The sequence below is a fragment of the Acetobacter sp. ESL1128 genome, assembly GCF_058505085.1.
Window position 1 is genome coordinate 203,877 of sequence record NZ_CP196369.1, and the last position, 26,253, is coordinate 230,129.

Below are 26,253 nucleotides of genomic sequence, written 5' to 3' on the forward strand. Positions count from 1 at the left end.
TAACGGGCAGGCGTGCGCCCGTGCTGGATATAGGCCGGTATTGCCCATGGCTGGCACGGTGGCTGAGCAACGCCACCGTCTGCCAGACCGTGCGCCTGCTCAGTGCTGTTGGTGTGGCCGGGTTTGTGGCCTGGCTGACCAACCTGCAGGAACCGGGCTGGGCACTGATTACCTCGGTCATTGTGACCCAGAACAGCATTACGGACACAATTTCCAAGGGGCGTGACCAGCTTGTGGGCACGCTTATCGGGGCTACGGTCAGTATTGTGCCCATTACGCTGCTCATGTTTGCGCACTGGCCGCTGTGGGGGGCGTTTACCATTGCGTTTGTGCCGCTGGCCGTTCTGGTATCCTGGAAGCCGGAGGCCCGCATGGGCGTGGTCACGCTTATGGTGGCCATACTGTTCCCCTCCGATAACGACCCCTACCTGCGCCCGATCGAGCGTGTGCTGGCTATTCTGATCGGGGTTGGAGCGGGCACGCTGGTCACGTATGTGGTGCTGCACGAACAGGCCCGGCGCGATGCGTTCCGCAACGCCGCCCTTACGGTGCGCCAGATTGTGGCCATGTTGCAAAAGGCCCGCACGGGGCATGTGGAATGGTCGGTCATTCAGGACATGAATGACGAATGTGCGGCCTCCCTGCGCAAGGTGCAGGCCGCGCTGGAAGAGGCCCGGCGCGAACACTGGCGCCCGCTGGATGAGCGCGATCCCATGCTGGCCCGCCTGCCTGCACGGATACGGCAGTTGCAAATGGATGCGCTGGTGGTGGCCCGCGCCATACTGGTGCTGCCCCAGAGTGCTACGGCGGAGGAGCTGGAGCGCGCGGCCAGCGTACGCGCTGGCATGCTGCGCGGATTCCAGTGGATCATCCAGCGTTGTGAGAGCGAGGCCGTGGCCCGCACGGGGGATGAATACCGCATTGCCGCAGAAGTGATGGCCGCCCTGCCAACGGAAAATGAAACGGCAGACCCGATCATACGTTTTGTGGTGGGTATTCTGCTCACGGACCTGCGCCAGCTCATCCAGCTTCTGGGTGAGGATGACAAGGACCGTGCAGCCCCATAAACCACATTGTGGCGGCCAGCCGGTACGCGCCACCGTGGCCCGTTGGCCACGTCCATGCCCGTAGCCGCCACCTTTAGGAACCAGAGGGGCCAACAGCATGACGGCGCAGCATAATCAGGTTGTTCGGGTCCACCATACCGGCGGGCCGGACGTTCTTCTGCCCGAGTTCGTATCCGTACCTCTGCCCCACAGGGGAGAGGTGCTGGTGCGGCAGGAGGCAATTGGCGTCAACTTCATCGACACGTATTTTCGGAGCGGGCTGTACAAGTTCCCCCACCTGCCTGCCATTCCCGGCATGGAAGGGGCCGGGGTGGTGGAGGCCGTGGGGGCCGATGTTGTGGGGCTGAGCGTTGGCGCACGCGTGGCCTATGCCGGGGTGCTTGGGGGGTATGCCCAGTACCGTGTGGTTGCGGCAGACCGGCTTGTGGTTCTGCCCGATGGGATTTCTACCGAGCGGGCGGCTGCGGTCATGCTGCGGGGGTTGTCTGCCCATATGCTGGTCTGGCAGGTCCACAGGGTGCGGCAGGGGGAAAATATTCTGGTCTATGCCCCCGCCGGAGGGGTGGGCCAGCTGTTGTGCCAGTGGGGGAGCTACCTTGGCGCACGGGTTATTGGCGTAACCTCATCGGAGCAGAAGGCGGAAATTGCCCGTGCCTGCGGGGCGGCCGATGTGCTGGTGGGCATGGACAACCTGCCCGACCGTGTGCGCGCGTTAACCAACGGAGCCATGGTGCCCGTTGTGTATGACAGCATAGGCCGCGCCACGTTTGAGACCAGTCTGGCCTGCCTTGCCCCCCGTGGGCTTATGGTCAGCTACGGCAATGCCTCCGGCCCGGTTACGGGGGTGGATGTGGGTGTGCTTGCAGCACGGGGCAGCCTGTACCTGACCCGGCCTACGCTTTCCACCTACATTGCTACCCGCCCGGCACTGGAGGCCGCAGCGCAGGAGCTGTTTGCCATGCTTGAGCAGGGTGCGCTCCGCCCCACCATTGGCCAGCGTTTTGCACTGGCCGAGGCCCACAAGGCGCATGAGGCGCTGGAGGCGGGAACAACTCTTGGCAGCACTATTCTGCTTCCATAAGTATTTTGCGCGGCAGGCATGAGGTCTGGCGGTGATTATGCACGCCAGATGGCATGACGTGGCCCACCAATTACGCTACAACAGAACCGGAACGCCCGACCCGTGTTGGGTGGAAACCCATATTGAGGAAGCTCAAGACATGGCAAAATGCCCCAAATCCCCCTGTGCACGTGGTATTCTGGCTCTGGGCCTGATTGCAGCGGTTGTTTATTTCATCCGTAAAAAGAAGTGCTGCGGCTAAGCCCGCGTCGGGCCTGTTCCTGAACGCCCGACACACGGCAAAAACCCGTCTGGTCCGCCCAGACGGGTTTTTTCTTTTGCGGTGGCGGGTTCTGCCACAGGTGCAAACGCGCAACGCAACGCTTTGGCTTGTGTTATGGTGTAGGCGTTGTATCACTGCCAGTAACATATCTGGCCTGGCGCTGTTTGCTTCAGGCTTCTGACGGAAAGGATTGAGAGTGTTGCATCCTCTTGTTTCCCGCTTTTCCTCCAAGGCTGCGGCATCTGTTGCGGCCTGTGCACTCGGTTTTGCGGGGCTGGCCACAATGGCCATGCCAACGGCGGCCCATGCGCAGGCCTCTGTTCTGCTCAAGAGCCAGCAGGCGACCGCTATTGTGGAAAGTGTTGACCGCGAAGCGCGTGAACTGCTGCTGCGTGAAGGCAATGGCCACCTGCTGACCATTGAATACGGCGCTGCCGTAAAGGACGTGCCGCACCTGCATGAAGGTGATGAACTGAAAATCCAGTTCGTGGAAACACTGGGCGCGCAGCTTGCCCCTCCGGGCAGCCCCCTGCCCGAATCCACGCTCACCACGGCACGGGGCTTTGTGCATGGTCACCCGCGCGGCATTATTGCGGCCTTTAACCGCGAGCGCGCCCTGATCAAGACCATCGACCTGCCTTCCAGCACCATCTCCTTCACCACGGAGGGGGATGATTCCCTGCACGTGGCAGTGCTGCGCACCAAGGCGATGCAGGACTTCCTGAAAACACTCAAGATTGGTGACGTGGTGGATATTACCCGCGCCGAATCCATTACCTATATCGTGACCAACAAGACCGTGCCGCAGCCTGCGCCCGCAGCCCCCCAGCTTGCCGCTCCGGCGGGGGATGTGGTTGCACCTGCTCCCGCGCAGTAAACGCTGCGTAGCAGACAGGTACGTTTTTTTTAAAGGTGCTTTCCCCCGTGCCGGGTTTTAACCCCTGCACGGGGTTTTTTGTTCCCCCGCCGGGCATACGCATGGCCGGTATGGTGCAGAGTGTGCGGGGGGCTTCCCGCACAGGCTTTGCGCGTTAGCCCGGAGCGTTGGGGTAGAGTGCGCGGGCAACCCGCTCCATGGTCAGCCCCTGTACGATAATGGTAAAAACCACCACGCCGTAACAGACGGGCAGGAGCAGGTCGCGCATGTCCCCCGCAGGCAGGCCGAGTGCCAGCGAGACCGAAATACCGCCCCGCAGCCCACCCCATGTGAGCAGGGCCGGAACACGCCCCCTGTCCCATTGCCGCAGATGCACTGGCAATGTGCTCACCAGCACACTCGCGGCGCGCACGGCAATGGAGAGCGGGATAACCGCCAGAGTGAGCACAAACGTGAACAGGCGCGGGGTTATGTCCAGCAGTTCAAGCCCGATCAGCAGGAACAGGAACACGTTCAGAACCTCGTCAATCACTGTCCATGTTGTATCAAGGTTCGTGCGGGCCTCCGTGTGGAGGATGGCGCGGCTGTAGCGTGTGCCAAGGCATAGCCCGGCCACCACAACCGCAATGGCACCAGACATGCCAAACTGGCTGGCAAGGCTAAAGGTGCCTGTGGCCAGCGCCAGAGATGTCAGCAGGTCAATATGCGGGTCTCTTTGCCCCCGGAGCACAAACAGCGCGGCCCAGCCTGTGGCCAGCCCCAGCAGCCCACCCCCTATGGCCTCGTGGCAGAACCGCACAAGCAGGTCGGGCAGGGTAATGGTGGGGCTCTGCCCCGTTGCCAGCCCGATGGCCACGCCAGAAATCACGACACCCACGCCATCATTAAACAGGCTTTCCCCCGCAAAAATGGCCTGTAGGGGGGCAGGCAGGCCCAGCCTTTTCAGCATCCCCACAACGGAAACCGGGTCCGTGGGGGCCAGAATGGCACCCAGCACAACACACCAGATAAAGGGCACGGGGTGGCCTGCCAGCCTAAGCCCGCCCCATGTTGCCCCCGCCATGAACCCCACTGCCAGAATAGTCCCGGCAACGGACAGGGCCGTGACAGAGAGCAGGTGCTTTTGCAGTTGCCCGAGGTCAACCTGCATGGCTCCGGCAAAAAGGAGGAACGAGAGCGCGCCATTGAGCAAGGCATCAGGCAGGTTGACCGCGCCGAGCACCCTGCGCGGAAATGCCTGAAGGTCATAGGCGGGAAACAGCGGGTTAAGCACCATGACCAGCAGGGACGCCAGCAGCGAAAACACCAGAACACCAATGGTGACAGGCATACGCAGCGTGTGGTGGTTGAGAATACTGAACCCGGCAGAAAGGCACAGCAGCAGGGCAAGAAGATCAAGGGTGTGCATGGCTCTTATCGCTGGCGGCTCAGGCGCGGGCCGTCAAGCAAAACCGGAGGTTACTCTGCTTGGTTGTGCCGTTTGTGGCTTTTGGGGGAGGGGGCACAAAAAACCCCCGCAAGGCGCTGCCCTGCGGGGGTTTTTGCGTAGTGCTGCCGGGCCGCGTGTTAGCGCGGGGTGCGGCGGGTCAGCTGGCTTACGTCACGCACCGCGCCACGGGCCGCACTGGTGGTCAGGGCCGCATAGGCCTTGAGCGCGTTGGAGACCACGCGCTCACGCTTGGGCTGCCAGGCCTGATCGCCCAGATCATCCATGCGTGCGCGGCGGTCGGACAGAACGCTGTCCGCCACAGCCACGGACAGGCGGCGGTTGGGAATGTCGATCTCGATCGTATCGCCTTCCTCCACCAGCCCGATAACGCCGCCTTCACCCGCTTCGGGGGAGATATGGCCAATGGACAGGCCCGAACTCCCGCCCGAAAAGCGACCATCGGTAATGAGCGCGCATTTTTCGGCCAGCCCCTTGGATTTAAGGTAGCTGGTCGGGTACAGCATTTCCTGCATGCCGGGGCCGCCCTTGGGGCCTTCGTAGCGGATCAGCACCACATCACCGGGGTTGATTTTGTTGCCCAGAATGGCGGCAACCGCGTCATCCTGACTTTCAAAAATCCGGGCCGGGCCGGAGAATGTTTCCAGCCCTGCGGCAACACCTGCGGTTTTAACAATCGCGCCGTCTTCGGCCAGATTGCCGTAGAGCACGCACAGCCCGCCGTCCTGATTATAGGCATGCGCGCCATCGCGGATGGCCCCGTTGGCCTGATCCGTATCCAGCGTTTTGTAGGTGCTGGACTGCGAGAACGCGACCGTGGTGCGTACCCCGCCGGGTGCGGCGCTAAAGAACTCCCGTGCTGCCGTCCGGCTTTCGGCTCCGGGGGCGCGGATGTCCCATTTATCCAGTGCTTCGGGCAGGTTGGCGGCGTGGACCATGTTGACATCACGGTGCAGCAGGCCCAGCCGGTCCAGCTCGCCCATAATGGCGGGAATACCGCCAGCACGGTGCACGTCTTCCATGTGCACATCCGGGCGGGAGGGGGAGACCTTGCACAGATGCGGCACCTTGCGGGAGAGGCGGTCAATGTCCTTCATGGTAAAGGGCACTTCGCCTTCATGGGCTGCGGCCAGCAGGTGCAGCACCGTGTTGGTGGACCCACCCATGGCAATATCGACCGACATGGCGTTCTCAAACGCGGCCATGGTGGCAATGTTGCGCGGCAGCACGGAGGTATCGTCCTGCTCGTAGTAGCGGCGGGCAAGGTCTACAATGCGGCGTCCGGCCTCCACAAACAGGTTGCGGCGTGCGGCATGGGTGGCCACAAGGCTGCCGTTGCCGGGCAGGGACAGGCCAAGGGCTTCGGTCAGGCAGTTCATGGAATTGGCGGTGAACATGCCCGAGCACGAGCCGCAGGTGGGGCAGGCGGAGCGTTCGATGGCAAGGGAGTCGGCCTCGCTCACGCCCGGGCTTGCGGCTGCGACCATGGAGGTCACAAGGTCTGCGCGCTGTTCAATGTCATCCAGTGTCACGCGCCCGGCTTCCATGGGGCCGCCGGATACAAAAATGACCGGAATGTTCAGCCGCATGGAGGCCATGAGCATGCCCGGCGTAATTTTGTCGCAGTTGCTGATACACACAATGGCGTCCGCGCAATGGGCGTTCACCATGTATTCCACGGCATCGGCAATCAGCTCGCGCGAGGGCAGGCTGTACAGCATGCCGCCGTGGCCCATGGCAATGCCGTCATCCACCGCAATGGTGTTGAACTCGCGGCCAATGCCACCGGCTTCGGCAATGGCCTCGCACACAAGCTGCCCCATATCCTTGAGGTGCACATGGCCGGGCACGAACTGGGTAAAGGAGTTGGCGACGGCAATAATGGGTTTGCCAAAATCGGAGTCTTTTACACCGGTTGCGCGCCACAGGCTGCGGGCACCCGCCATGTTGCGCCCGTGGGTGGTGGTGCGTGATCGGTAGCCGGCCATTATGGGGTCTCTTCTGCTATGGTGCTGGGTAAAGCATCGGGTCGTGGGGTATGCGCGGTGGGTCCACCGGCATGGGCTTGGGCACATTACGCCACATTGTGCTGGCTGTCAGGGCCGGATTATGCAGAAATGGCCGGGCAGGTTCCCGGTTGCCGGGGGCTGAATGCGCGAGGTGCCGGTCCGCTGTCCACCAATGTCCCTGATAACACTACAGTTTTGTGACAAAACTCTGTTTAAAGGGACTTTCATGGGGTCTCCGTGTTGCAGGAGCGCACAGCGTTCAGTATTTCTCGCCCCATCCGGCTGATAGTTCGGAACGGAGAGCAGATGGAAATTCCCGCACGGCAGTCCCTGCCCGCGATGAAACAGGCCCCTTCCCATCAGGGAGGGCAGAAGGGCGACCCCGCCTTCAGGCTTCTGGTAACGGCAACAGGTGTTGGCGTGCTGGTTGTTCTGGGTGCCATTATTGCCGTTATGGTAACAGGTGGCTGGAAGGCGTTTGCAACCTTTGGTCCGGGCTTTCTGGTTTCCGCGGTATGGAACCCGGTCACGCAGCATTTCGGGGCCGCCGCCCCGGTTTTTGGCACAGTTATCAGCAGTGCGCTGGCACTCCTTGTGGCCGTGCCGCTGGCCTTTGGTACCGCATTCTGGCTGACCGCCCTTGCGCCACCCGCCGCCGCCTCGGTTATTGGCATGGCCGTGCAGCTTCTGGCGGCCGTGCCCTCCATTATCTTTGGCATGTGGGGCTTTTTTGTGGTGGTGCCGGTGGTGGCGCATTACGTGCAGCCCGCTGCCCGCCAGCTTTTTGGCCATGTGCCCGGCCTGTCCGCCCTTGTGGCGGGCGCGCCGTTTGGCACGGGCCTGTTTACGGCAGCACTTATTCTGGCGGTCATGATCACCCCGTCCATTACCGCCGTCATGCGTGATGTGTTCCTGTCCATGCCTGCTGTTCTGCGTGAGAGCGGGTACGGGCTGGGTGCTACCCGGTGGGAGGTCATGCGCCATGTTGTGCTGCCCTGGTCCCGTCAGGGGGTTGTGGGCGGCATTGTGCTGGGCATGGGCCGCGCAATGGGTGAGACCATGGCCGTGACCTTTGTGATCGGGGATAGCAACCATATTGGCTGGTCGCTGTTTGCACCGGCCAACACCATTGCCTCGCTGATCGCCCTTGAATTCCCCGAAAGCCCGGCAGGGAGCCTCAAGCTGGCTTCCCTCATGGCGCTGGGGGCCATTCTTATGGCCATCTCCTTTGTAACACTCTGGTTCTCCCGCTGGCTGCTGGCCCGTGGCGAACAGGCAGCAGGACGTTGAGGATGAAGGCGAACAATACCCTCATGCGGGCTGACCGCTCCGCCTCGCTGCTCTGGCGGCGCCACATGTGCGACAAGCTTGCCACAGGCCTGAGCTGGCTGGGCATGCTGATCGTGGTGTTCATGCTCGGCTCCATTTTGTGGACCCTGTTCAAAAATGGCCTGGCGGGCATGAGCGTGCACCTGTTCACCCTGTCCATGGCAGCACCAGGGCAGCCCGGTGGGCTGGCCAACGCCATTATGGGCAGCATTATCCAGACCGGGCTTGCGATTCTGATCGGTGCGCCGGCAGGGCTGATGACAGGCATCTATCTGGCCGAATACGGGGCTGGTAGCCGCATGGCGCGCATTGTGCGCTTTGTGTCGGACATGCTGCTCTCTGCCCCTTCCATCCTGATCGGCCTGTTCATTTACATGATGCTGGTTGTCCCGTTCGGGCACTTTTCCGGTTTTTCGGGGGCTGTGGCGCTGGCCATTCTGGCCATGCCTATTGTGGTCCGCACGACCGAGGACATGCTGCGCCTTGTGCCTGTTGCCATGCGTGAGGCAGGCATTGCGCTGGGCGCACCCAAATGGCGGGTTATCCTGTTTATCTGTGTGCGGGCCGTGCGTGCGGGTATTATGACCGGCGTGCTGCTGTCCATCGCCCGCGTTGCGGGGGAGACAGCCCCCCTTCTGTTTACCTCGCTGGGCAATTCCGAATGGTCGCTTGACCTCGGGCGCCCCATGGCCAGCCTGCCCGTGGCCATCTACCAGTATGCCGGTTCTGCTTATCAGGACTGGATGCAGCAGGCATGGACCGGCGCGCTGCTGGTGACACTGGGTGTGCTTATTATCAATATTGTAGTGCGGGTCGGAACCCGCGGAGGACGGTCATGAGCGTAGAGGTTCCCGTAAAAGCGACAGGCATGACCCAACCGCTGGACAGCGCCACCACAAGCAAGGACGCACCGCACCCTGTAGCCATGCAGGTCCGGGGGCTGAACTTCTATTACGGCACGTCCCACGCGCTGCATGACATCTCGCTCGACTTCCCCGAGCGTAGTGTTACGGGCATGATCGGCCCTTCAGGCTGTGGCAAATCCACCCTGCTACGTGTGCTCAACCGGATGTATGACCTGTACCCCGGCCAGCGCGCCACGGGTGAGGTGATCTTTGATAAGCAGAACATCCTCAATTCGGGGGTGGACCTTAACGTTCTGCGCTCGCGCATTGGCATGGTGTTCCAGAAGCCCACGCCATTCCCCATGTCCATCTATGACAACATTGCTTTTGGCATCCGCCTGCATGAGCGTGTCTCCCGCTCCGAAATGGACGGACGGGTGGAGGACGCCCTGCGCCGCGTGGCCCTGTGGCCAGAGGTACAGGACCGGCTGAGCGCTTCGGCCACGGCCCTGTCCGGTGGGCAGCAGCAGCGCCTGTGCATTGCCCGCACCATTGCTGTACGCCCCGAAGTAATCTTGCTTGACGAGCCAACCAGTGCGCTGGACCCGGTTTCCACCGCCCGGATCGAGGAACTGCTCGACGAGCTTAAAACCGAGTTCACCATTGCCATTGTCACGCATAACATGCAGCAGGCTGCCCGCTGTGCGGACCAGGTGGCGTTTTTCTACATGGGGCGCCTGATCGAAGTGGACAGCACCGCCCGTATGTTCACCACCCCGCGTGAACAGCAGACGCAGGACTACATTACAGGCCGCTTCGGCTAAACGCCGAGCACAGGGCACGGAGGAAAGCGTTATGGGCAACGAACCCGCACATACCATTACCCGCTACGATCAGGAGCTGGACCGGCTGCGTGGCATTGTGGCGCGCATGGGTGGTCTGGTGGAGCGGCAGACCGCTCAGGCCATAGCCGCCGTGGTGAACCAGAATGAAGAAGCCGCTCTGGAACCCCCGGAGCTGGACCCCGAAGTGGACGCGCTGGAGCGTGAGGCCGAAATGCTGGCCATTCGCATTCTGGCCCTGCGCGCACCCATGGCGGTGGACCTGCGCGTGATTGTGGCCGTGCTCAAAATGAGCGGCGACCTTGAGCGGATCGGGGATTACGCCTCCTCCATTGCGCGCCGTGCGGGCAAGGTGGAAGTGCTGGACGGGGCTGTTTCCTTCAGCGCTCTGCGGGCCATGGCGCGTCTGGTGCAGGAAAACCTGCACATGGCCGTGGAATCCATGGTCGAGAACGATGCCGAGCGCGCGCAGGAAGTGTGGAAGGCCGATACGGCGGTGGACGAACTGTACACCACCATGTTCCGCGAACTGGTGACCTACATGATGGAAGACCCCCGCAAGATCGGGCCGTGCATCCATCTGCTGTTTGTTGCCAAAAACCTTGAGCGGATCGGGGACCACGCCACCAATATTGCCGAGCGTGTGTACTATGCGGTTACGGGGGAAATGCTGCCATCCGTTCGCCCACGCGGCGGTGCGGCCCGTACCAATGTTGAACAGCCTGAATAAGCCAGCCCCCGGCAGGGGCGGGCACTAACACCGCAGGGTTTGCCGCAGGATCGGGCATTCTGGCTTTAAAAGGTCAGGGTGCCCGTTTTTGTTGGCACCACCGCGTGGGCTTCAGGCCTGCGGGGTTTTTGGCCCCAGCGCAAAAAACGTATGGTGCAGCCCTTCGGCCAGCCCAATGGGCCGTACCCCCAGCGTGGTCTGCATGGGGGTAATATCAAAATTCTTGTTTTCCAGCAGGCGGCGGATTTCGTCCGGGCCAATGCGGGGTAGGCCGGGCACGCAGGTACTTAGCTTGGCAAGGGCCATCAGCAGGCCTGCTGGCACGGGTATGGTCGGGCGTGGCGCAAGCCCTGCGGCTGCGCCCACCATGGCGGCAAACTGGCGGTAGGGCACGGCATCTGCCCCCGCAATAACCAGACTGTGCGGGCCATCCCATGCTTTGTTCAGGGCGGCCAGAATGCAGGCGGTTACATCCCCCTGCCAGATGGGCTGCACCAGAGCGCGCCCCCCACCGGGCAGGGGCGTAAACGGGAGCAGGCGCAGCACGGCGGCCAGCCGCTGCACGGTGTTTTCGCCCTGTGCGCCGTAAATCATGGTGGGGTGCAGGATTACGCCTGAATGGCCAGAGGCCAGCAGGGCCTGCTCCCCCAACAGCACGCCATTGCCGTGTGCATCCGGCCAGCGGGTGAACTTGCGCGTGCTGCCAAGGCACACAAGCCTAGCTGTGGCGGGGGCCGTAGCCAGCAGTGCGGGAATATGGCGGGCATGGGCTGTGCAGATAATACGCGTTGCATCAGCCAGTGCGGCGCGCAGCGGCCCGGTTGGGCCGCTCAGGTCCGCAATGCGGGGGGTGGGCAGGCCGGTGGCGCGGGCGGGGTTGCGTATAACGGGCACAACGGGTGTGCCCCGCAGGGCCAGTGCCTGGCACACGGCCCGCCCCGACCGGCCGGATGCGCCAATAACATGCACGGGGTGCGGGGGTGTCTGGGGGGAGCGCATGGTGTGTGCCTGCTGGCTGCTCGGGTTATGCGGCGTTAGTGCGCCTGAACGGACAGCCCGATTTTTTGTGCCAGTTCGGGCATGGAGGTCAGCTCACCCAGCGAGGCAGCAACCAGCATGAGCGGCATGGGCTGCACGGGCTTGAGGGTGATACTCAGGGTCTGCTTGCCGGGGTTGGCCAGCCAGTGGAAGAAGCTGGCAAAGGCGGGGTTCTGCGCCGTGGCAGACTGGGCCTGCACATAGGCTAGCAGGCCTTGCGGTGGCAGGCCACGGGCTGCGGCAATGGCCCCAAGAGCTTTGGGGACCAGCCCGTGGTCTATGTAATCGAGCGAGAGCGAGATCACCTGCATGTCCGTATTGCTGTCCACCAGCACGGAGGCGGATGTTGCCTGCCCGAGTTCGCCATGAATATGCAGCCGCCCCATATTGGCGGAATCGATGCTGAGGGTTTCCAGATGCAGCGCGCCTGTTTTGGGTGTGTGCGTGTCATTGAGCACCACATTGCCCACAAAATGGTCATACCCGAGTGAGGGCATCCAGCCCATGTTGGGCACGTTCGGCCAGAGTTCCAGCCCCTGTATGCTGGAGACTTCCTGCTCCGTGGACTCGGTATGGGTTGCGTGGGACAGCACACGCTTTGCCCGCATGAGTGGGGTGGTACCATCCATGCTCAGCTGGTCAATGGTGATGTCGCGCGTATTGGCATGGGTGGTGTAGGGCGCGCCCGTGGTCAGGGTTTTGTACAGGTCGGCAAGGGCAACGCCATCCACGTTAATGGATTCGGCCTTTATATGGCGCGGCGGAGCAACATCGGTGGAAAGCTGCACGTTGCGTGCCTGCAGGTGCGATGTTTCGTTCGCGCCAAAATCGTCCATGCTGGCGCTATCGGCTGAGAGGTCGGATTGCAGGGCGCTGACAAAGCCGTGCAGGCCGGTTGCCTGTGCGTGGCCGATGCTCAGGGTCTGCACACCGGGGGCGGTGGGGTCCTCGGCCTTGGTGGGCAGGGCCAGATCGTCCATTTCCATGGTTTTCAGGTGCAGGCTGCCTGCGGGGTCTGCAAGCTGGAAGTTACGGAAGCTCAGGTGGTGAATCCGGGTAACGTCGGAATCCTGCGTGTCGGGCTTGGTCAGTTCCGCCTCATCGGCGGTCATGGTTTCCGGCCCCTGACGGAACACCAGGCCACTAAACCGCACGCTGCGGCCCAGCAGGCCGGGCTTGGCCCGCGTGTAGGTGAAGGAGACATCCGGCCCCAGCGCCTGTTTGAACCGCTCGATCCCTTTATCAACCATCACACGTTCTGCGTGGTGGGCACCAAACCATGCGATCCCGCCAAGAATGGCAATGCCGGAGACCGTGACAAGAACGTTCTTCTTCACGCGTTGGAAATCCTGCTGTTTTCACCACAGCCTTCAGCTTTAGTGCATGCGGGGGTGGGGGGCAAGCGGCGCCACGGTAACATGTTACCTAGAGAAAACTGCCTGAAAATACGGTCATTAACTGCAATACCTCTTGACTGCCCGTGCGCCACCCATCATAACGCGCCATCAATACGTAACTGTTCTCATATGGAATCAGTGTCATGAAGACCACCCTCTCGCTGAAGCCCGCGGAGGTGACGAAGAACTGGATCCTGATCGATGCCGAAGGTCTCGCTCTGGGTCGTCTCGCCGTCATCATCGCCACGCGCCTGCGCGGCAAGCACAAGCCTCAGTTCACACCGCATGTTGACTGCGGTGACCACGTTGTTGTCATCAACGCCGAAAAAGTGGCGCTGACCGGCAACAAAGCGGACCAGAAGCTCTTTCATTACCACACCGGCTATGCCGGCGGTATCAAGACCCGCACGGTCTCGCAGCGCCTGAACGGCAAGCACCCCGGCCATCTGGTCGAAAAGGCAGTTGAACGCATGATCACGCGTGGTCCGCTCCAGCGTGAGCAGATGCGCAACCTGCATGTGTATGCTGGCGCTGAACACCCCCACGGTGGTCAGACCCCCCAGGTGCTTGACGTTGCGGCGCTGAACCGCAAAAACGTCGTTAACGCTCAGAAGGGCTGAGACAATGTCTGAAACTCAGGAACGCACAGGCACGCTGGCCGATCTGAAGACCGTTGCACCGGTTCTGGCCGATTCCGCTCCGGTTTACGAAGCAAAGCGTGACGCACAGGGCCGCTCCTACGCCACAGGCCGCCGTAAGGATGCCGTGGCTCGCGTATGGATCAAGCCGGGTAAAGGTGAAGTCACCGTTAACGGCCGTCCGGTTGTTCAGTATTTCGCACGCCCCGTGCTGCGCATGCTGCTCACCCAGCCTTTCCTCGTATCCGATCGTTACAACCAGTTTGACGTGGTCTGCACCGTAACCGGTGGCGGTCTGTCCGGTCAGGCTGGTGCGGTTCGTCACGGTATCAGCCGTGCGCTGACCCACTACGAACCCGAACTGCGCAGCATCCTCAAGGCTGCTGGCTTCCTGACCCGCGATTCGCGTCAGGTTGAACGTAAAAAATACGGTCGCGCAAAAGCACGTCGCTCCTTCCAGTTCAGCAAGCGCTGATCCGGTTCGGACTTCGGTTTTTCGTTCGGCAGACGGGCGGGGGGATTTTGGTCCCCCCGCCCGTTTTGCGTTTGGGGTCTGCGGGAGTGGTTGTGCCCTCTACGTGGGCCAGCCGTTGCAGCCTTGGGGCTGGACCGGGCTAGGGCGCGTGCCCGGCCCCCGTATGTATGATGGAGGCGGGTGTTACGTGCCCTCTGGCTCAGGGAGCCAGAAAGGTGCGGACATCGCGCGCAAGGGCTGCACGGCTGTCCGGGCGGGTGTAGAGCATGTGCCCACCGGGATAAACATGCAGGCCAATACGGCTGCGGCCCACGGGAATATGCTCCGCCACCCAGCGGGAGGAAGCATAGGGGCACACCAGATCATACGCGCCGTTGGCAATAAACACCCGCAGGGTGGGGTTAAGGGCCAGCAGGCGGCGCAGGGTGGGAATGGGGCGTACAATAGGGGCGTTTGTGTCGCGGTAGTCCCATGCCTGGCTTATGGCGTAGTTGAGCAGGTTGTAGCTTAGCTCTGTCTGGTAGCGCAGTTCGGTGGTGGCATAATGCTCAAAGGCGCTGCCATAGGCGTGGCCAAACCCGTCCAGCGTGGGTTCGGGGCTTTCCCCATTATCCACCCCTTCGGGGAAGGGGTCGGCAATGGATAATGTGGCGTCATACAGCGAATACAGGCGGCCATCGCGGCTGCGTATGTCATGTGCTTCTGGCCGGGGCATGCCGCGCTGCTTGGCAATAATGTCCTGCTCAATGCCGGTATGGTTGGCAACGGCCTCGTAAAAATCTTCCGCATCATCACCCGTGGGGGGCGCACCTGCCAGTGTGCTCAGGTATGGCCCCATGGCGTACTGGTATGCCTTGTCCAGATGCTGGGCGGTGTTTTCAGGGGTCAGCTTGTGCTGGAGAGCCAGATTTGCGGCCTCAAGCGTGGGCAGCACAAAAGCTTCGGCCAGAATGTCGTTTTCCGTATCCAGCAGGGTCATGTCCAGTGCGGGGGAGACCATGATAATGCCGTTGAGCAGAATGTGCTGGTCCTCGGCCAGCGCATTGGCCACCTCTATGGCCCGCAGCCCGCCATAGCTTTCCCCCGCAAGGTAGCGGGGGGAGGTCAGGCGTTTGTTGGCATTGGCCCAGAGCTGAATGGCCTTGGCAAAGGTTTTGGCATCCTGTTTGACGCCATAAAACTGCTTGTCCGCCTGTTTGGGGTCGGTCGGGACTGACCAGCCCGTGCCCGGTGCATCCAGAAAAACCAGATCGGCAGCCCCCAGCCAGCTTTCGGGGTTGGGTTTGATCTGTGCATTGGCGCCATCGGCCGGGTTGCCCGTGGGAAAATCAAGCATGACCGGGCCAGCCGCCCCAAGGTGCAGGTAGGCGGTACCCGCGCCGGGGCCACCGTTAAAAAAATACACAACCGGCCGGTGTGCAGGGTCCGCCCCATCGCGCGTGTAGGCGGTATAGAACATGCGTGCTGTGGGTTTGCCGGCATCGTCACGCAGGGTCAGTGTGCCTGCTGTTGCGGTGTAGGTCATTTTTTGCCCGCCAAAGGTCCCGTTATGGTGGGTGACCGAATCCTTGGGCAGCAGGGCGGCTGCGTCATGGAAGGTATCGGGGGCATCGGGGGTCTGGGCGGGCTGGCCTGCCTCGGCCCGGGTGGGGGCGGGGGCTGTAGCCGCCAGTGCGGATGTGGTGGACAGGCAAAGGGCAAGGCAGAGGGGCAGACCGGGCCACAGGCCAGCGCGGGCGCGGGTGGGGTTGTAAGGTGCTGGGCGTGTGGTCACGGTTGTATCTTCCTTTGCAGGCTTTTGCTTGGGAGCCATGCTGCTTGTGCAAACGTGTTCCTGCAAGGGTGGGCTGGACTATTTTTTGCCCCAATCCCATGTCTTACACATAACCGATGTTCGCACTGTGAGGGTGTGGAACACAGGAAAGGAATATTTATGCTCTCTATTCGGAAAATTGCGCTTCTTGGCCTGCCTCTGTTTGCCTTTGCTGGCACGGCATCTGTTGCGCATGCCGATCCGTGCCTGTCCCTGAGTGGCTGTGTCCAACAGGGTGTGAACAACCAGGTGGAGTCCGCCAAAAATGCAGGCAACCAGTTTACGTCCGGTGTGCGCGACCAGGCCAAGCAGCGCTGGAACAGCGCAACCGAAGCCGAGCGTGAAAAACTGCTGGCCAAGGGCGGCGCGCTGACCAGCAAAGGCGCGAATGCTACGGAAAAACTGAACAACGCGGAAAAAACCGTTAAAGAACGCTGGAACAACGCCAGCACGACCGAACGGCAGAAAATTCTGGCCCAGCGTGACAAGCTGACCAACGCCACCAATAACGTGACCAATGCGGAAAAAAATGTGAAGGACCGTTGGAACAACGCGTCCGAAAGCACCAAAAACGCATGGAAAAGCAAAAAAGACCAGCTTAAGTCGGATGTGAACAACGCCACTACCCTGCCGTCCATTCCCTCCCTGTAAGGGGAGGCTGGCTGCGGGCCTAAGCGTATCAGGTCACAAAAAAAGGCTGCTCCCTAACCGGGGGCAGCCTTTTTTGTAGGCCCCCTCTTCAGCCGAAGAAAGGGGCGCGCAATTTACTTGCGCTTGCGGGAGGATGCACCGCTTTTGCCAGCCGGTGGGCCTTTGCGGTCAAAGTTGGCACGGCCTTTTGGCGGGCCACGGCGTTCGCCAAACGGGGGGCGACCACCACCTGCACCAGACGGACCTTTGCGGGGTGCTGCTGCGGGTTCCACGGTCATTTCATCCGCATCGGCAGCGGCTGCGCAGGCGGCAAAGCGCTCGGCCTTGTCCTGTGCGATTTCAACCAGCGTGTGGTCGTTTACAATGCGGATTGCACCAATATCCTGCTTTTTAATGCCGCCCAGACGGCACAGAACAGGCACCAGCCATTTGGGGTCTGCCCGGTCTGCCCGACCGACGGAAAGGCGGAACCAGCTCCCGTTCATGTCGGGTGCGCGTTCACGCGGCTCACGCGGGGGGGCGTTTTCGTCCCGTGGGCCGCGGGTGCGGGTGGCGTCAGGCGTAATCACGCGCAGCTGTGCGGGTTCGGGCAGGCTTTTGCGCCACAGGCCCACAAGGGCGGTGGCAAGCTGCTCAGGCGTATGCTCGGTCACAAGGCGTGCGGTGAGCGCCTGAATGTTCTCGTTCTCCGAAGGGGGGAGCGAGAGGAAGTGCGCGCCCAGAAGGCGCTCGGCATCGGCCTCGGCAATAGCCTGCGGGGTGGGGGCACCGCTCCATTCTGCCGTAACCTTGGCAGCCTGCAACAGGCGTTCGGCCAGACGGCGGCGTGAAGGCGGAACCAGCAGAACACAGGTGCCCTTTTTGCCCGCACGGCCCGTACGGCCCGAGCGGTGCAGCAGGGTGGCCGGGTTGGACGGCAGGCTGGCATGGATAACCAGCCCGAGGTCCGGAATATCAATGCCGCGTGCAGCCACGTCGGTTGCCACGCAAACGCGGGCCTGACCGTGGCGCAGGCTTTCAATGGCGCGGGTGCGCTCGTTCTGGCCCAGATCGCCCGAAATGGCGACAGAGGCAAAACCGCGCTCGGTCAGAATGCTCTGGAGTTGGCGCACGGCCTCACGCGTGTGGCAGAACACAATGGCAGAGGGCGATTCAATCAGGCGCAGCACGTTAACCACGGCGCGGGCCATGTCGCCCTGATCCACCAGTACGCCACGGTAGGTAATGTCGGTATGGGCGGCGTTGGGGCCAACCGTATCCACGCGCAGGGCATCATGCTGGTAGCGCTTGGCAAGACCTGCAATTTCCCGCGCAATGGTGGCGGAGAACAGCAGGGTACGGCGGTCCTTGGGGGTGGCGTCCAGCAGGGTTTCCAGCTCATCGCGGAAGCCGAGGTCGAGCATTTCGTCTGCTTCGTCCAGCACGGCGGCCTTGAGCTGTGACAGGTCGAGGTTACCGCGCTTGAGGTGGTCGCACAGGCGGCCGGGCGTGCCCACAACAATGTGGCAGCCAGCGGACAGGTGGCGGGCTTCCGTGCGGGGTTCCATCCCCCCTACGCAGGACACGATCCGTGCGCCGGTTTTGGCATAGAGCCATTCCAGCTCGCTGCGGACCTGAAGAGCCAGCTCGCGCGTGGGGGCAATGACCAGCGCCATTGGTGCGCCAGCAGGGCCGCAGCGGTCCGCGCCGTTAAGGAGTGTATCTGCAAGGGAAAGGCCGAAGGCGACCGTTTTGCCCGAGCCCGTGCGGGCGGAAACCAGAAGGTCGCGGCCTTTGGCATCATCCGCCAGAATGGCGGCCTGAACAGAGGTCGGGGCTTCAAACCCGCGCGCGGCCAGAGCCTGGGCGAGCGGGGCGGGAGCATTTTGGAAAGGCATATAAAGAGGTCCAGACAAACAGGTATGAGAGAGGGAATAAAGCGTCCTGTCCGGAAAGACCTCTCTCTCGTGCCGGGGGGATGTACTGCTGACCCGCAGTGCCCCGGCAACCTGTAAAAGACATCCTTACTGGAAGGGTAGGTAACGGAAATCCATAAAGAGTTCGCTCAGGCTGGTGTCTGGCGCGCCACCGTTGCCCTCCCACGCATGAATGCGCGAATAGGCAAGCTGCACACCAGCTTCCACCGTACCATAACGGCCTTTAAGGAAACGATACCACGCTCCGATTGTGGCTTCCATAACACTATGGATGTTACTGCCAGCCGCACAATTACCACTCAGCTCGGTATAGCACCCCGTGTTGTTATAGGCGGGGTTGCCGTAACCGTAGGCTTGACCACCTTCCGAGAAGTAGCTGCGACCGGCCTGTTGGTAGCCAAAATAGCCATACACGTCAATGAGCGGGTTGGGGTGGGCGATAATTCCCGCCGTGCCCTGTAGGGAGAACAGGGGCGAGGGCGCACCATTGGCCCTGAGCGTGGCATCGGGCAGCAGCACGGAGCCGTAGCGGCCAATGCCATAACCCGCCAGCCCTGCCAGCCGTACTTCCACCTTGTGCGGAATAACCGGCAGAATCATGGACCCGCCGCCACCACCGCCCACGGCGGTATGGTTTTTGCCCGCCCCAAGGGTGGAAACACGGTCATGCGGGAAGTGGAGAATCCCCTCCACTTCGTAATGGCCCCAGTGCGGGTCCCAGGCGATCTTGCCGATCACATCGGGGGCAATTTCGTTGGGGAACAGGGCATCGTTGGTCAGGCCTGTGCCGCTGGAGCCCACGGTAACGGTCTGCCCGCCGGGCATGATCACCTGCCCGTCCGATGTGCCGTTGCGGAAGGAGTTGGTGCTGTACAGTGTTGCCGAGTTTTCAATCGAAAGGCCGGTCCACAGGCGGTGGCTCAGGAAGTCTTTTACAAAGCGGAACTGGAGCTGCCGCGCCCATGTCTGCCCTGCCAGCATGGAGGATTCTATGGTTTCAGGCAGGCTTTCCTGTCGGGGGATAATCCCTACGCGGCCGGGGGTGAGCATGCTCCACGCCTGCCCGGCAAGGAAGTGGAAGTTCTCCTTGCTGTTGTCATACGCAAGGTAGGCCTGACGCATGCGGAAGGCGTAGCTGTTGCTCTCATACGCATCGGTGGTGGCGGCACCCGCGCCAAAGTCCATTTCGAACACGCCGGAAATGGTGGAGTATTTGTCAATATTCCCACGCGCCATAAGCGAGAGGCGGCTGTAACGCGCGCTGCCCTCAAAGTTGTCGGTATGGTAGCGCGGTTCGTTCTTGAACGGTGTGTCCTGCCAGAAGTTGAAGGTGCCGCTGGCGGTGTGGCGGTTGCTCTCCACGGCCGAGGCATCAATAAACCCACCAAGGATCAGGGTAACGGGGCCGATGTGGAATACGCCGTGGTCACCCAGTGCACCTGCCGCCTGTGCGCCCGCCGTTTCGCGCGAGTGGGGGCCAACGCCGTTTTCCGCCAGACGGGAGATCACGTCTTCCGCGCGGTGGCCAACAACGGATTCTACGGTTGGGATGTCATCCGCGCTGCCAAACACGGGCTGGGCGTCCGGCCCGCCGGTATGGAAGTGCCCGCTGCCGCCAAGGTGGTGGACTCCGGGTTCCTCCTCATGGTCGGCGGAGTGTACGGCAATGCCGGCCTCGCGGTCGGCGTCATCCATGCTGGCAATCTGGTGGGTGGCTAGTCCGTGATGGGCCGCAGCACTCCCCGCATGGGCAACCGAGCGGTGCGCGGCAATCTGCTTTTGCACGCTTACCAGAGCTTTCTGCAAAGCCCGCTGTTCGGACTGGATGCGCGTAATCTGCTGTTCCAGCGCATCAAGCGCGGCTTCGTCCCCTGCGGCCATGGCTGGCGTGCCAAGGCACAGCAGCAGCGGGCCGGAGGCCAGCATTGTGCCCATACACAGGCTGGCTTTCATGCAGTGCGCCCAAGAGGCGTGCAGGGACTTAAAGATGCGCATGCTCTCTTCGTTTTCTGGCAAGTGTTACGCGGGAACCTGTTTTGATCAGAACCATTTTAGCCCCCCCTTAGTAAAGAGAGACATGCTTAAAAAATAATTTCAGAACAAACGCGCTTGCCGTTAAAGAAGGCGCAATAGAGTTTGAAAAAAACAGAGCATTGGGGAAAAGGAAGTCTTTATGGCCAGAATGATCCACAGCATGCTGCGTGTGCTGGATGAACAGAAATCTGTTGCCTTCTACGCCAATACGCTGGGGCTTGCCCCGGTCGGGCGCTTTGAGTTTGACAGTTTTACACTGGTCTATCTGGCCAATGACGAGCAGAGTTTTGAGCTGGAACTCACCATCAACCACGGCCGCACGGAGCCTTATGCTCTGGGGGATGGCTACGGGCATCTGGCGGTTTCGGTGGCGGATGTGGTGGCCGAGCACGCGCGCATGCACGCAGCAGGCCACCCGGTTACGCCGGTTAAAACCCTGCAGCACGAGGGCACGGTGATCGGGCAGTTCTTCTTCCTGACCGACCCGGACGGCTATAAGATCGAGGTGCTCCAGCGCGGCGCGCCGGGCCGCTTTATCTAACCCCACCTGGCGCATACAGGCCGGGACAGCAGGGGCCGCGCCATGCTATGCCTTACGGGCCAGTACAGCGCCTACCCGTGCGGGTGGGGCATGGCATCCCGGTCTGAATTGGCATATAAGGCGCGCAATGCTGACCTCTTTTTACAAAATGCACGGTCTGGGGAATGATTTTGTCATCCTCGACGAGCGGACGGGCGACCTGCCCCTTACCCCCGGCCGCATTGCAGCTCTGGCGCACCGCCGCCGGGGTATTGGCTGCGACCAGCTTGTAACCCTGCGCGCGCCCACGGCGGATGGGGCAGATGTGCTTGTGCGCTTTTTCAACCCCGACGGGTCGGAGGCAGGGGCCTGCGGCAATGCCTCGCGCTGTGTGGCCGATCTTGTGTGGCGCTGTAGCGGTAATGCAACACCTGTGCTGCAAACCCGCGCAGGCGTGCTGCCCACCAGCAGAACCCCCGACGGGCTGATTACGGTGGACATGGGCGCTCCACGCACCCACTGGCAGGATGTGCCACTGGCCATGGCGGTGGATACACTGCACCTGCCCTTGCCGGGTGACCCGGCGGCGGCTTCCATGGGCAACCCGCACGCCACGTTTTTTGTTTCCGATTTTGGTATGGTGGCGCAGGGGCATGCCTTAGAGCACGACCCCATTTTTCCCGAACGTGCCAATATCGGTTTTGCCCGCATGGACGGGCCGCACCACATGCGCCTGAAGGTGCATGAACGGGGTGCCGGCGTGACCGAGGCCTGTGGGTCCGGTGCATGTGCCGCCGTGGTTAATGCCGTGCGGCGTGGCCTTGCCGCACGGACCTGCACGGTGGAGCTGGATGGCGGCACCCTGCACATTGTCTGGTCCGAGCAGACGGGCCATGTACTCATGACCGGCTCCGCCACCACAGCTTTTGAAGGGACGGTCGATCTGGCCGCCTATCCATCATGACCACCCGGCCAGAAATCCTGACCTTCGGCTGTCGCCTGAACACGTGGGAGAGCGAGGTCATGCGGGACCACGCGCAGGGGCTGGGCAATGTGATCATTGTCAACACCTGCGCGGTTACGGGGGAGGCAGAGCGGCAGGCAAGGCAGGCGATCCGCCGTGCACATCGTGAAAACCCCGATGCCCGCATTGTCGTGACCGGCTGCGCCGCCCAGATCCACCCCGAAAACTGGTCCACCCTGCCCGGCGTGACCCGCGTGCTGGGGAATGAGGAAAAACTGAAGGCCGAAAGCTGGTCCCCCGCGGCACTGGCCGAGCCTGTAGCCGTATCCGACATTATGGCGGCAAGGGAAACGGCCGCCCATCTGGTCACCGAATTTGCAGGCCGTACCCGTGCGTTTGTGCAGGTTCAGCAGGGGTGCGACCACCGCTGTACCTTCTGCATTATTCCCTTTGGGCGCGGGCCTTCGCGCTCCGTGCCGGTTGGGGCCGTGGTGGAGCAGGTGCGCGCACTGGTGGGGGCTGGCTACCGCGAGGTGGTACTGACCGGGGTGGACATGACCTCCTGGGGCACGGACCTGCCGGGCAAGCCCGTGCTGGGGCAGTTGTGCCGCCGTGTGCTGCGGCTGGTGCCCGAATTGGAGCGGCTGCGCCTGTCCTCGGTTGATCCGGTGGAAATTGATGAGGACATCTGGCAACTGCTGGAGGCCGAGCCCCGGTTTATGCCGTATCTGCACCTCTCCCTACAGGCCGGGGCGGACCTTATTCTCAAACGCATGAAGCGCCGCCATCTGGTGGAAGATGCCGCCCATGTTGTGGCGCGCGCCAGAAGTCTGCGGCCCGATATTGGTATTGGTGCCGACCTTATTGCCGGGTTCCCCACCGAGGATGACGCCCTGTTCGAGCAGACGCGCGCCTTTGTGGCAGACATGGCGCTGCCTTACCTGCATGTGTTCCCCTACAGCGAGCGTGAGGGAACCCCGGCAGCGCGCATGCGTGCGGTGCCCGTGCCCCAGCGCAAGGCGCGTGCAGCGGCCTTGCGTGCGGTGGGGGCCGCATCTGCGGCGCGGTACTATGCCAGCCTGCTGGGCCAGCCCCAGCGTGTGCTGATGGAAACCCCCACAACAGGACATAGCGAGCAGTTTGCACCCGTCCGCCTGAGCGGGGCCGAAGCCTCGGTCGGGGATATTCTCTCCCTTCTGCCCATCGCGGTGGAAGAGGGCGGACTGGTGGCGGAAAGGATCTAGAATGGCGCTTGGTTTTTTCTCTCGTCTCAAGGAGGGGCTGTCCCGCTCCACCCAAAAGCTGGGTGGCGGGCTTACGGGTATTTTTACCCGCCGCAAACTGGATGACGAGGCGCTGGAGGAACTGGAGGAACTGCTCATTACCGCAGACCTTGGCCCCGGCGTTGCGGAAAAGGTGATTGAGACTTTTCGATCCAGCCGCTTTGGTACCGAAGTCACGGATGAGGAAATCCGGCTGGCTCTGGCCGAAGAAATTGCCCGGATTCTGGAGCCGGTAGCCGTGCCGTTTACCCCCGACCCCGCCCACAAACCGCACGTGGTGCTGGTTGTGGGGGTTAATGGCGTGGGCAAAACAACCACCATTGGCAAAATGGCCCGCTTTTTTTCTGCTCAGGGCAGCAAGGTCATGATGGTGGCGGGCGATACGTTCCGTGCCGCAGCCGTAGAGCAGCTCCAGATCTGGGGCGAGCGCACGGGCTGCCCGGTTATTGCTGGCCCCCCCGGGGCTGATGCCGCAGGTCTTGCATACGAAGCGCTCAAGCGTGGCAAGGCCGAAGGGGCGGACCTTGTGTTCGTGGATACGGCCGGCCGCCTGCACAACAAGTCGGCCCTGATGGAAGAGCTGGCAAAAATTATTCGCGTCATGCGCAAGTTTGATGAAAGTGCGCCCCATTCGGTCCTGCTGGTGCTGGATGCCACAACGGGGCAGAACGCCGTGGAGCAGGTGCGGGTTTTTCGCGAACTTGTGAACGTGAGCGGGCTGGTCGTGACCAAACTGGATGGCTCGGCCCGTGGCGGTATTGTGGTCGCGCTGGCCGACGGGTTCGGCCTGCCGGTGCATGCCGTTGGCGTGGGCGAACAGGTAGAGGATCTGCGGCCTTTTTCCGCTATGGACTACGCGCGCGGGCTGGTTGGCCTGCCCGGAACAGAGTGATCGGCGGGGTGGCGCAAATGCTACGGAGCAATATTTTGGCCCATAAGCCTGCTAAGGTTTCTTGACAGGATATGGCAGCCCCGTTAGCAAGCGCCTGCACCCCCTTGGGAGGTGCGAGGTATGCGTAAGGAAAAAGACGATTCCTTTAACGCCAGATTGCAGTCGGCAGAGCGCCGCTACGGTCTGGTCAAGGAGGAAAAACCTCAGGTTGATGCAAACATGGAGGCCGACAGGTCTCTGGCTGCATTGGCGTTCAGAGCCGGGACAGAAATGCTCGCGGGGCTGATTGTAGGGGTTGCCATAGGGTGGGGGCTGGATCACTGGCTCCATACCCGGGCGTTGTTCCTTGTCATCTTCGCACTTTTGGGCGGTAGCGCCGGAATGCTGAATGTTTGGCGTCTGGTCAGGACGATGGACGTAAAGTAAGAAGCTGAAGCCCGGATATTCGATTCGGGGCAAGGTCTAGGAGAGCGGTTGTGGCGGGCGGTTCCAGCATTAACGTACTTGAACAGTTTGAGCTCCACCCCGTTCTTGGTGGGCTGGGCGAGGCCCTGCGCTTCAGCCAGTCTCCGCTGTACATGATCGCGGCAGTCTGCCTTGTTCTTGCGTTCCTGTATTTTGGCATGCGCCCCGCGGCAGTTGTACCCGGCCGGCTTCAGGCCGCAGCCGAGGTCTGCTACGAGTTCATTCATAACATGGCCGTGGATACGATCGGGCCGGAAGGTGCAGCCTTCTTCCCGTTCATCTTCACCCTGTTCTTCTTCATTCTGGCGGGGAACTACATCGGCCTTCTGCCGTTCTCCTTCACCTTTACCAGCCATATTGCTGTCACCTTCGCCATGGCGTTCATGGTGTTCCTGCTGACGGTTGTTGTGTCGCTCAAGGTGCAGGGCCTGCGGTTTTTCGCCCACTTCATGCCGGACGGCGCCAGCCCCTTTCTGGCGCCCCTGCTGATCCCGATCGAGATTCTCTCGTTCCTTTCCCGCCCGGTCAGCCTGTCCATCCGACTGTTCGCCAACATGGTTGCCGGGCACGTCATGTTCGATATTTTCGCAAGCTTTGTTGTCATGCTCGCCGGTTTTGGCGTAGTGGGTGACGTGTTTGCGATCGGGCCCATCGCCATTAACGTGGCGCTTATGGCTCTTGAGTTGCTTGTTGGGGTATTGCAGGCCTACGTGTTTGCCATCCTGACGTGCATCTACCTGCGGGAGGCCGTGGCTCACTGAGCTGCTTTGCCCGTTTCGTTTGAAACTGTCTTGAAACAAGGAAGTGACTGATATGGACATCGCTGCAGCCCGGGAAATCGGTGCAGGTATCGCCGTTATCGCCCTCGCCGGCGTTGGTATCGGCCTCGGCAACATCTTCTCCACGCTGGTCAGCAGCATTGCCCGTAACCCGGCGGCTCGCCCGCACGTGTTCGGTCTGGGCATGCTCGGCTTCGCACTGACAGAAGCTATCGCCCTGTTCGCGCTGCTGATCGCATTCCTGATCCTCTTCGTCTGAGATCGGGAAAACAAGAGGAGACATTCCTGTGGGTGTGATTACGAAGACAGTTCGTGCCGGACTGCTTGCAACGGTTTGCGGCGTTTCTTTGCTGGCCGTTTCGGCACCTGGTGCATACGCCACGGGAATGCCTCAGCTTGACTTTGCCAACCCACTCGTGACCGGCCAGGTCATGTGGGGGGCAATTATTTTCTTCGTCTTCTATCTTGTTCTCAGCAAGGCCATGCTGCCGGGTGTTGCCCGCGTTCTGCATGACCGTAGCCAGCGTATTACAGGTGATCTTGAGGTCGCCCGGTCCGCTAAACAGGATGCTGACAAAGCCGTAGCCGAACTCCAGCAGGCCCGCAAAGATGCCATGGCAGAAGCCCAGGCGCATCTTCAGAAGGTTCTGGACGAAGAGCACCGTGCGGCCGAGCAGCAGATGCAGGAAATCAACGCACGTCTGGCTTCCGAAATTGCGGATGCCGAAAAGAATGTTGCGGCAGAAAAAGCGCGGGCCTTGAGCGCGCTTAAAGAAATTGCGGCCGATACCACACAGGCGCTGGTCCAGCGGCTGACAGGTGTTGCGCCAGACGCCCAGCTTGTTGCCCAGAGTGTTGAGAGCGCATCCGCGCATCGCAGCATTATCTGAAATCCGTAC

At 61.7% G+C, this 26,253-nt stretch carries 26 protein-coding genes; 19 read left to right on the top strand and 7 right to left on the bottom strand.

The window, feature by feature from the left end:
* Nucleotides 1-20: 20 nt before the first annotated feature.
* The 4 genes from ACSYTG_RS00965 (at nt 21) to ACSYTG_RS00980 (ending at nt 3,287) form a co-directional block, all read left to right on the top strand.
* Entirely contained in the window at nt 21-1,067 is a 1,047-nt protein-coding gene (locus ACSYTG_RS00965; protein ID WP_233129096.1) for an FUSC family protein, read from the top strand.
* A 97-nt stretch (nt 1,068-1,164) separates the two neighbouring features.
* Nucleotides 1,165-2,148, top strand: coding sequence for a quinone oxidoreductase family protein (locus tag ACSYTG_RS00970; RefSeq protein WP_354859971.1), 984 nt, complete (start codon nt 1,165-1,167; stop codon nt 2,146-2,148).
* Between the two features lie 37 nt (nt 2,149-2,185).
* On the top strand, nt 2,186-2,389 hold the full coding sequence (locus ACSYTG_RS00975; RefSeq protein ID WP_086646130.1) for a hypothetical protein: 204 nt from the start codon (nt 2,186-2,188) through the stop codon (nt 2,387-2,389).
* A 304-nt stretch (nt 2,390-2,693) separates the two neighbouring features.
* Complete coding sequence (locus ACSYTG_RS00980; protein ID WP_233129100.1) at nt 2,694-3,287, top strand: hypothetical protein; 594 nt, start codon at nt 2,694-2,696, stop codon at nt 3,285-3,287.
* A 154-nt stretch (nt 3,288-3,441) separates the two neighbouring features.
* On the opposite strand, the gene ACSYTG_RS00985 is transcribed toward ACSYTG_RS00980, so the two are convergent.
* Nucleotides 3,442-4,695 (bottom strand): cation:proton antiporter, encoded by a 1,254-nt coding sequence (locus ACSYTG_RS00985; RefSeq protein WP_489783558.1) that lies wholly within the window; start codon nt 4,693-4,695, stop codon nt 3,442-3,444.
* Nucleotides 4,696-4,853: 158 nt separating this feature from the next.
* The gene (ilvD, locus tag ACSYTG_RS00990) at nt 4,854-6,722 is read right to left on the bottom strand and encodes a dihydroxy-acid dehydratase (protein ID WP_086646128.1); all 1,869 of its coding nucleotides are present in this window, start codon (nt 6,720-6,722) and stop codon (nt 4,854-4,856) included.
* Between the two features lie 327 nt (nt 6,723-7,049).
* Here ilvD and pstC point away from each other — a divergent pair, with 327 nt between their 5' ends.
* From pstC to phoU, 4 genes are read left to right on the top strand one after another with little or no spacing between them, the layout of a single operon-like run.
* A complete protein-coding gene (gene pstC / locus ACSYTG_RS00995) occupies nt 7,050-8,033 on the top strand; it encodes a phosphate ABC transporter permease subunit PstC (RefSeq protein ID WP_086646127.1) in 984 nt (327 codons plus the stop codon).
* Between the two features lie 2 nt (nt 8,034-8,035).
* Nucleotides 8,036-8,911 (top strand): phosphate ABC transporter permease PstA, encoded by an 876-nt coding sequence (gene pstA, locus ACSYTG_RS01000; RefSeq protein WP_086646126.1) that lies wholly within the window; start codon nt 8,036-8,038, stop codon nt 8,909-8,911.
* Between the two features lie 29 nt (nt 8,912-8,940).
* Complete coding sequence (gene pstB / locus ACSYTG_RS01005; RefSeq protein ID WP_165925700.1) at nt 8,941-9,741, top strand: phosphate ABC transporter ATP-binding protein PstB; 801 nt, start codon at nt 8,941-8,943, stop codon at nt 9,739-9,741.
* Nucleotides 9,742-9,772: 31 nt separating this feature from the next.
* A complete protein-coding gene (phoU, locus tag ACSYTG_RS01010) occupies nt 9,773-10,489 on the top strand; it encodes a phosphate signaling complex protein PhoU (RefSeq protein WP_086646124.1) in 717 nt (238 codons plus the stop codon).
* Between the two features lie 111 nt (nt 10,490-10,600).
* On the opposite strand, the gene ACSYTG_RS01015 is transcribed toward phoU, so the two are convergent.
* Both ACSYTG_RS01015 and ACSYTG_RS01020 read right to left on the bottom strand, forming a co-directional pair.
* Nucleotides 10,601-11,488, bottom strand: coding sequence for an SDR family oxidoreductase (locus ACSYTG_RS01015; protein WP_489783561.1), 888 nt, complete (start codon nt 11,486-11,488; stop codon nt 10,601-10,603).
* A gap of 35 nt (nt 11,489-11,523) precedes the next feature.
* Complete coding sequence (locus ACSYTG_RS01020; RefSeq protein WP_489783563.1) at nt 11,524-12,864, bottom strand: aq_1923 C-terminal domain; 1,341 nt, start codon at nt 12,862-12,864, stop codon at nt 11,524-11,526.
* A gap of 203 nt (nt 12,865-13,067) precedes the next feature.
* Here ACSYTG_RS01020 and rplM point away from each other — a divergent pair, with 203 nt between their 5' ends.
* The gene (gene rplM / locus ACSYTG_RS01025) at nt 13,068-13,544 is read left to right on the top strand and encodes a 50S ribosomal protein L13 (RefSeq protein WP_086646121.1); all 477 of its coding nucleotides are present in this window, start codon (nt 13,068-13,070) and stop codon (nt 13,542-13,544) included.
* A gap of 4 nt (nt 13,545-13,548) precedes the next feature.
* Nucleotides 13,549-14,037, top strand: a complete 489-nt coding sequence (rpsI, locus tag ACSYTG_RS01030) for a 30S ribosomal protein S9 (protein WP_086646120.1) — start codon at nt 13,549-13,551, stop codon at nt 14,035-14,037.
* A 199-nt stretch (nt 14,038-14,236) separates the two neighbouring features.
* On the opposite strand, the gene ACSYTG_RS01035 is transcribed toward rpsI, so the two are convergent.
* Nucleotides 14,237-15,763, bottom strand: a complete 1,527-nt coding sequence (locus tag ACSYTG_RS01035; RefSeq protein WP_489783705.1) for a S10 family peptidase — start codon at nt 15,761-15,763, stop codon at nt 14,237-14,239.
* A gap of 207 nt (nt 15,764-15,970) precedes the next feature.
* Between ACSYTG_RS01035 and ACSYTG_RS01040 the strand changes: the two genes are divergently transcribed.
* Complete coding sequence (locus ACSYTG_RS01040) at nt 15,971-16,501, top strand: hypothetical protein (RefSeq protein WP_086646118.1); 531 nt, start codon at nt 15,971-15,973, stop codon at nt 16,499-16,501.
* A gap of 113 nt (nt 16,502-16,614) precedes the next feature.
* On the opposite strand, the gene ACSYTG_RS01045 is transcribed toward ACSYTG_RS01040, so the two are convergent.
* Nucleotides 16,615-18,378 (bottom strand): DEAD/DEAH box helicase, encoded by a 1,764-nt coding sequence (locus ACSYTG_RS01045; RefSeq protein ID WP_489783566.1) that lies wholly within the window; start codon nt 18,376-18,378, stop codon nt 16,615-16,617.
* A gap of 126 nt (nt 18,379-18,504) precedes the next feature.
* Nucleotides 18,505-20,412: a hypothetical protein gene (locus ACSYTG_RS01050; protein ID WP_242005775.1), complete on the bottom strand. Its 1,908-nt coding sequence runs from the start codon at nt 20,410-20,412 to the stop codon at nt 18,505-18,507.
* A 178-nt stretch (nt 20,413-20,590) separates the two neighbouring features.
* Between ACSYTG_RS01050 and ACSYTG_RS01055 the strand changes: the two genes are divergently transcribed.
* The 8 genes from ACSYTG_RS01055 to ACSYTG_RS01090 all read left to right on the top strand — a co-directional run bounded on the left by ACSYTG_RS01055 (nt 20,591) and on the right by ACSYTG_RS01090 (nt 26,244).
* On the top strand, nt 20,591-20,992 hold the full coding sequence (locus ACSYTG_RS01055) for a VOC family protein (protein ID WP_086646116.1): 402 nt from the start codon (nt 20,591-20,593) through the stop codon (nt 20,990-20,992).
* A 127-nt stretch (nt 20,993-21,119) separates the two neighbouring features.
* The gene (gene dapF, locus ACSYTG_RS01060; protein ID WP_086646115.1) at nt 21,120-21,935 is read left to right on the top strand and encodes a diaminopimelate epimerase; all 816 of its coding nucleotides are present in this window, start codon (nt 21,120-21,122) and stop codon (nt 21,933-21,935) included.
* The gene (mtaB, locus tag ACSYTG_RS01065; RefSeq protein WP_086646114.1) at nt 21,932-23,179 is read left to right on the top strand and encodes a tRNA (N(6)-L-threonylcarbamoyladenosine(37)-C(2))-methylthiotransferase MtaB; all 1,248 of its coding nucleotides are present in this window, start codon (nt 21,932-21,934) and stop codon (nt 23,177-23,179) included. The genes dapF and mtaB overlap by 4 nt, the downstream gene beginning before the upstream one ends.
* 1 nt (nt 23,180) lies before the next feature.
* On the top strand, nt 23,181-24,110 hold the full coding sequence (ftsY, locus tag ACSYTG_RS01070) for a signal recognition particle-docking protein FtsY (RefSeq protein ID WP_086646113.1): 930 nt from the start codon (nt 23,181-23,183) through the stop codon (nt 24,108-24,110).
* Nucleotides 24,111-24,230: 120 nt separating this feature from the next.
* Complete coding sequence (locus tag ACSYTG_RS01075) at nt 24,231-24,536, top strand: AtpZ/AtpI family protein (RefSeq protein WP_489783571.1); 306 nt, start codon at nt 24,231-24,233, stop codon at nt 24,534-24,536.
* Nucleotides 24,537-24,586: 50 nt separating this feature from the next.
* On the top strand, nt 24,587-25,336 hold the full coding sequence (locus tag ACSYTG_RS01080; RefSeq protein ID WP_086646111.1) for a F0F1 ATP synthase subunit A: 750 nt from the start codon (nt 24,587-24,589) through the stop codon (nt 25,334-25,336).
* A 52-nt stretch (nt 25,337-25,388) separates the two neighbouring features.
* Nucleotides 25,389-25,613, top strand: a complete 225-nt coding sequence (locus tag ACSYTG_RS01085; RefSeq protein ID WP_025828682.1) for an ATP synthase subunit C family protein — start codon at nt 25,389-25,391, stop codon at nt 25,611-25,613.
* A 28-nt stretch (nt 25,614-25,641) separates the two neighbouring features.
* Nucleotides 25,642-26,244 (top strand): F0F1 ATP synthase subunit B, encoded by a 603-nt coding sequence (locus ACSYTG_RS01090; RefSeq protein ID WP_086646110.1) that lies wholly within the window; start codon nt 25,642-25,644, stop codon nt 26,242-26,244.
* The last annotated feature ends 9 nt before the right edge of the window (nt 26,245-26,253 follow it).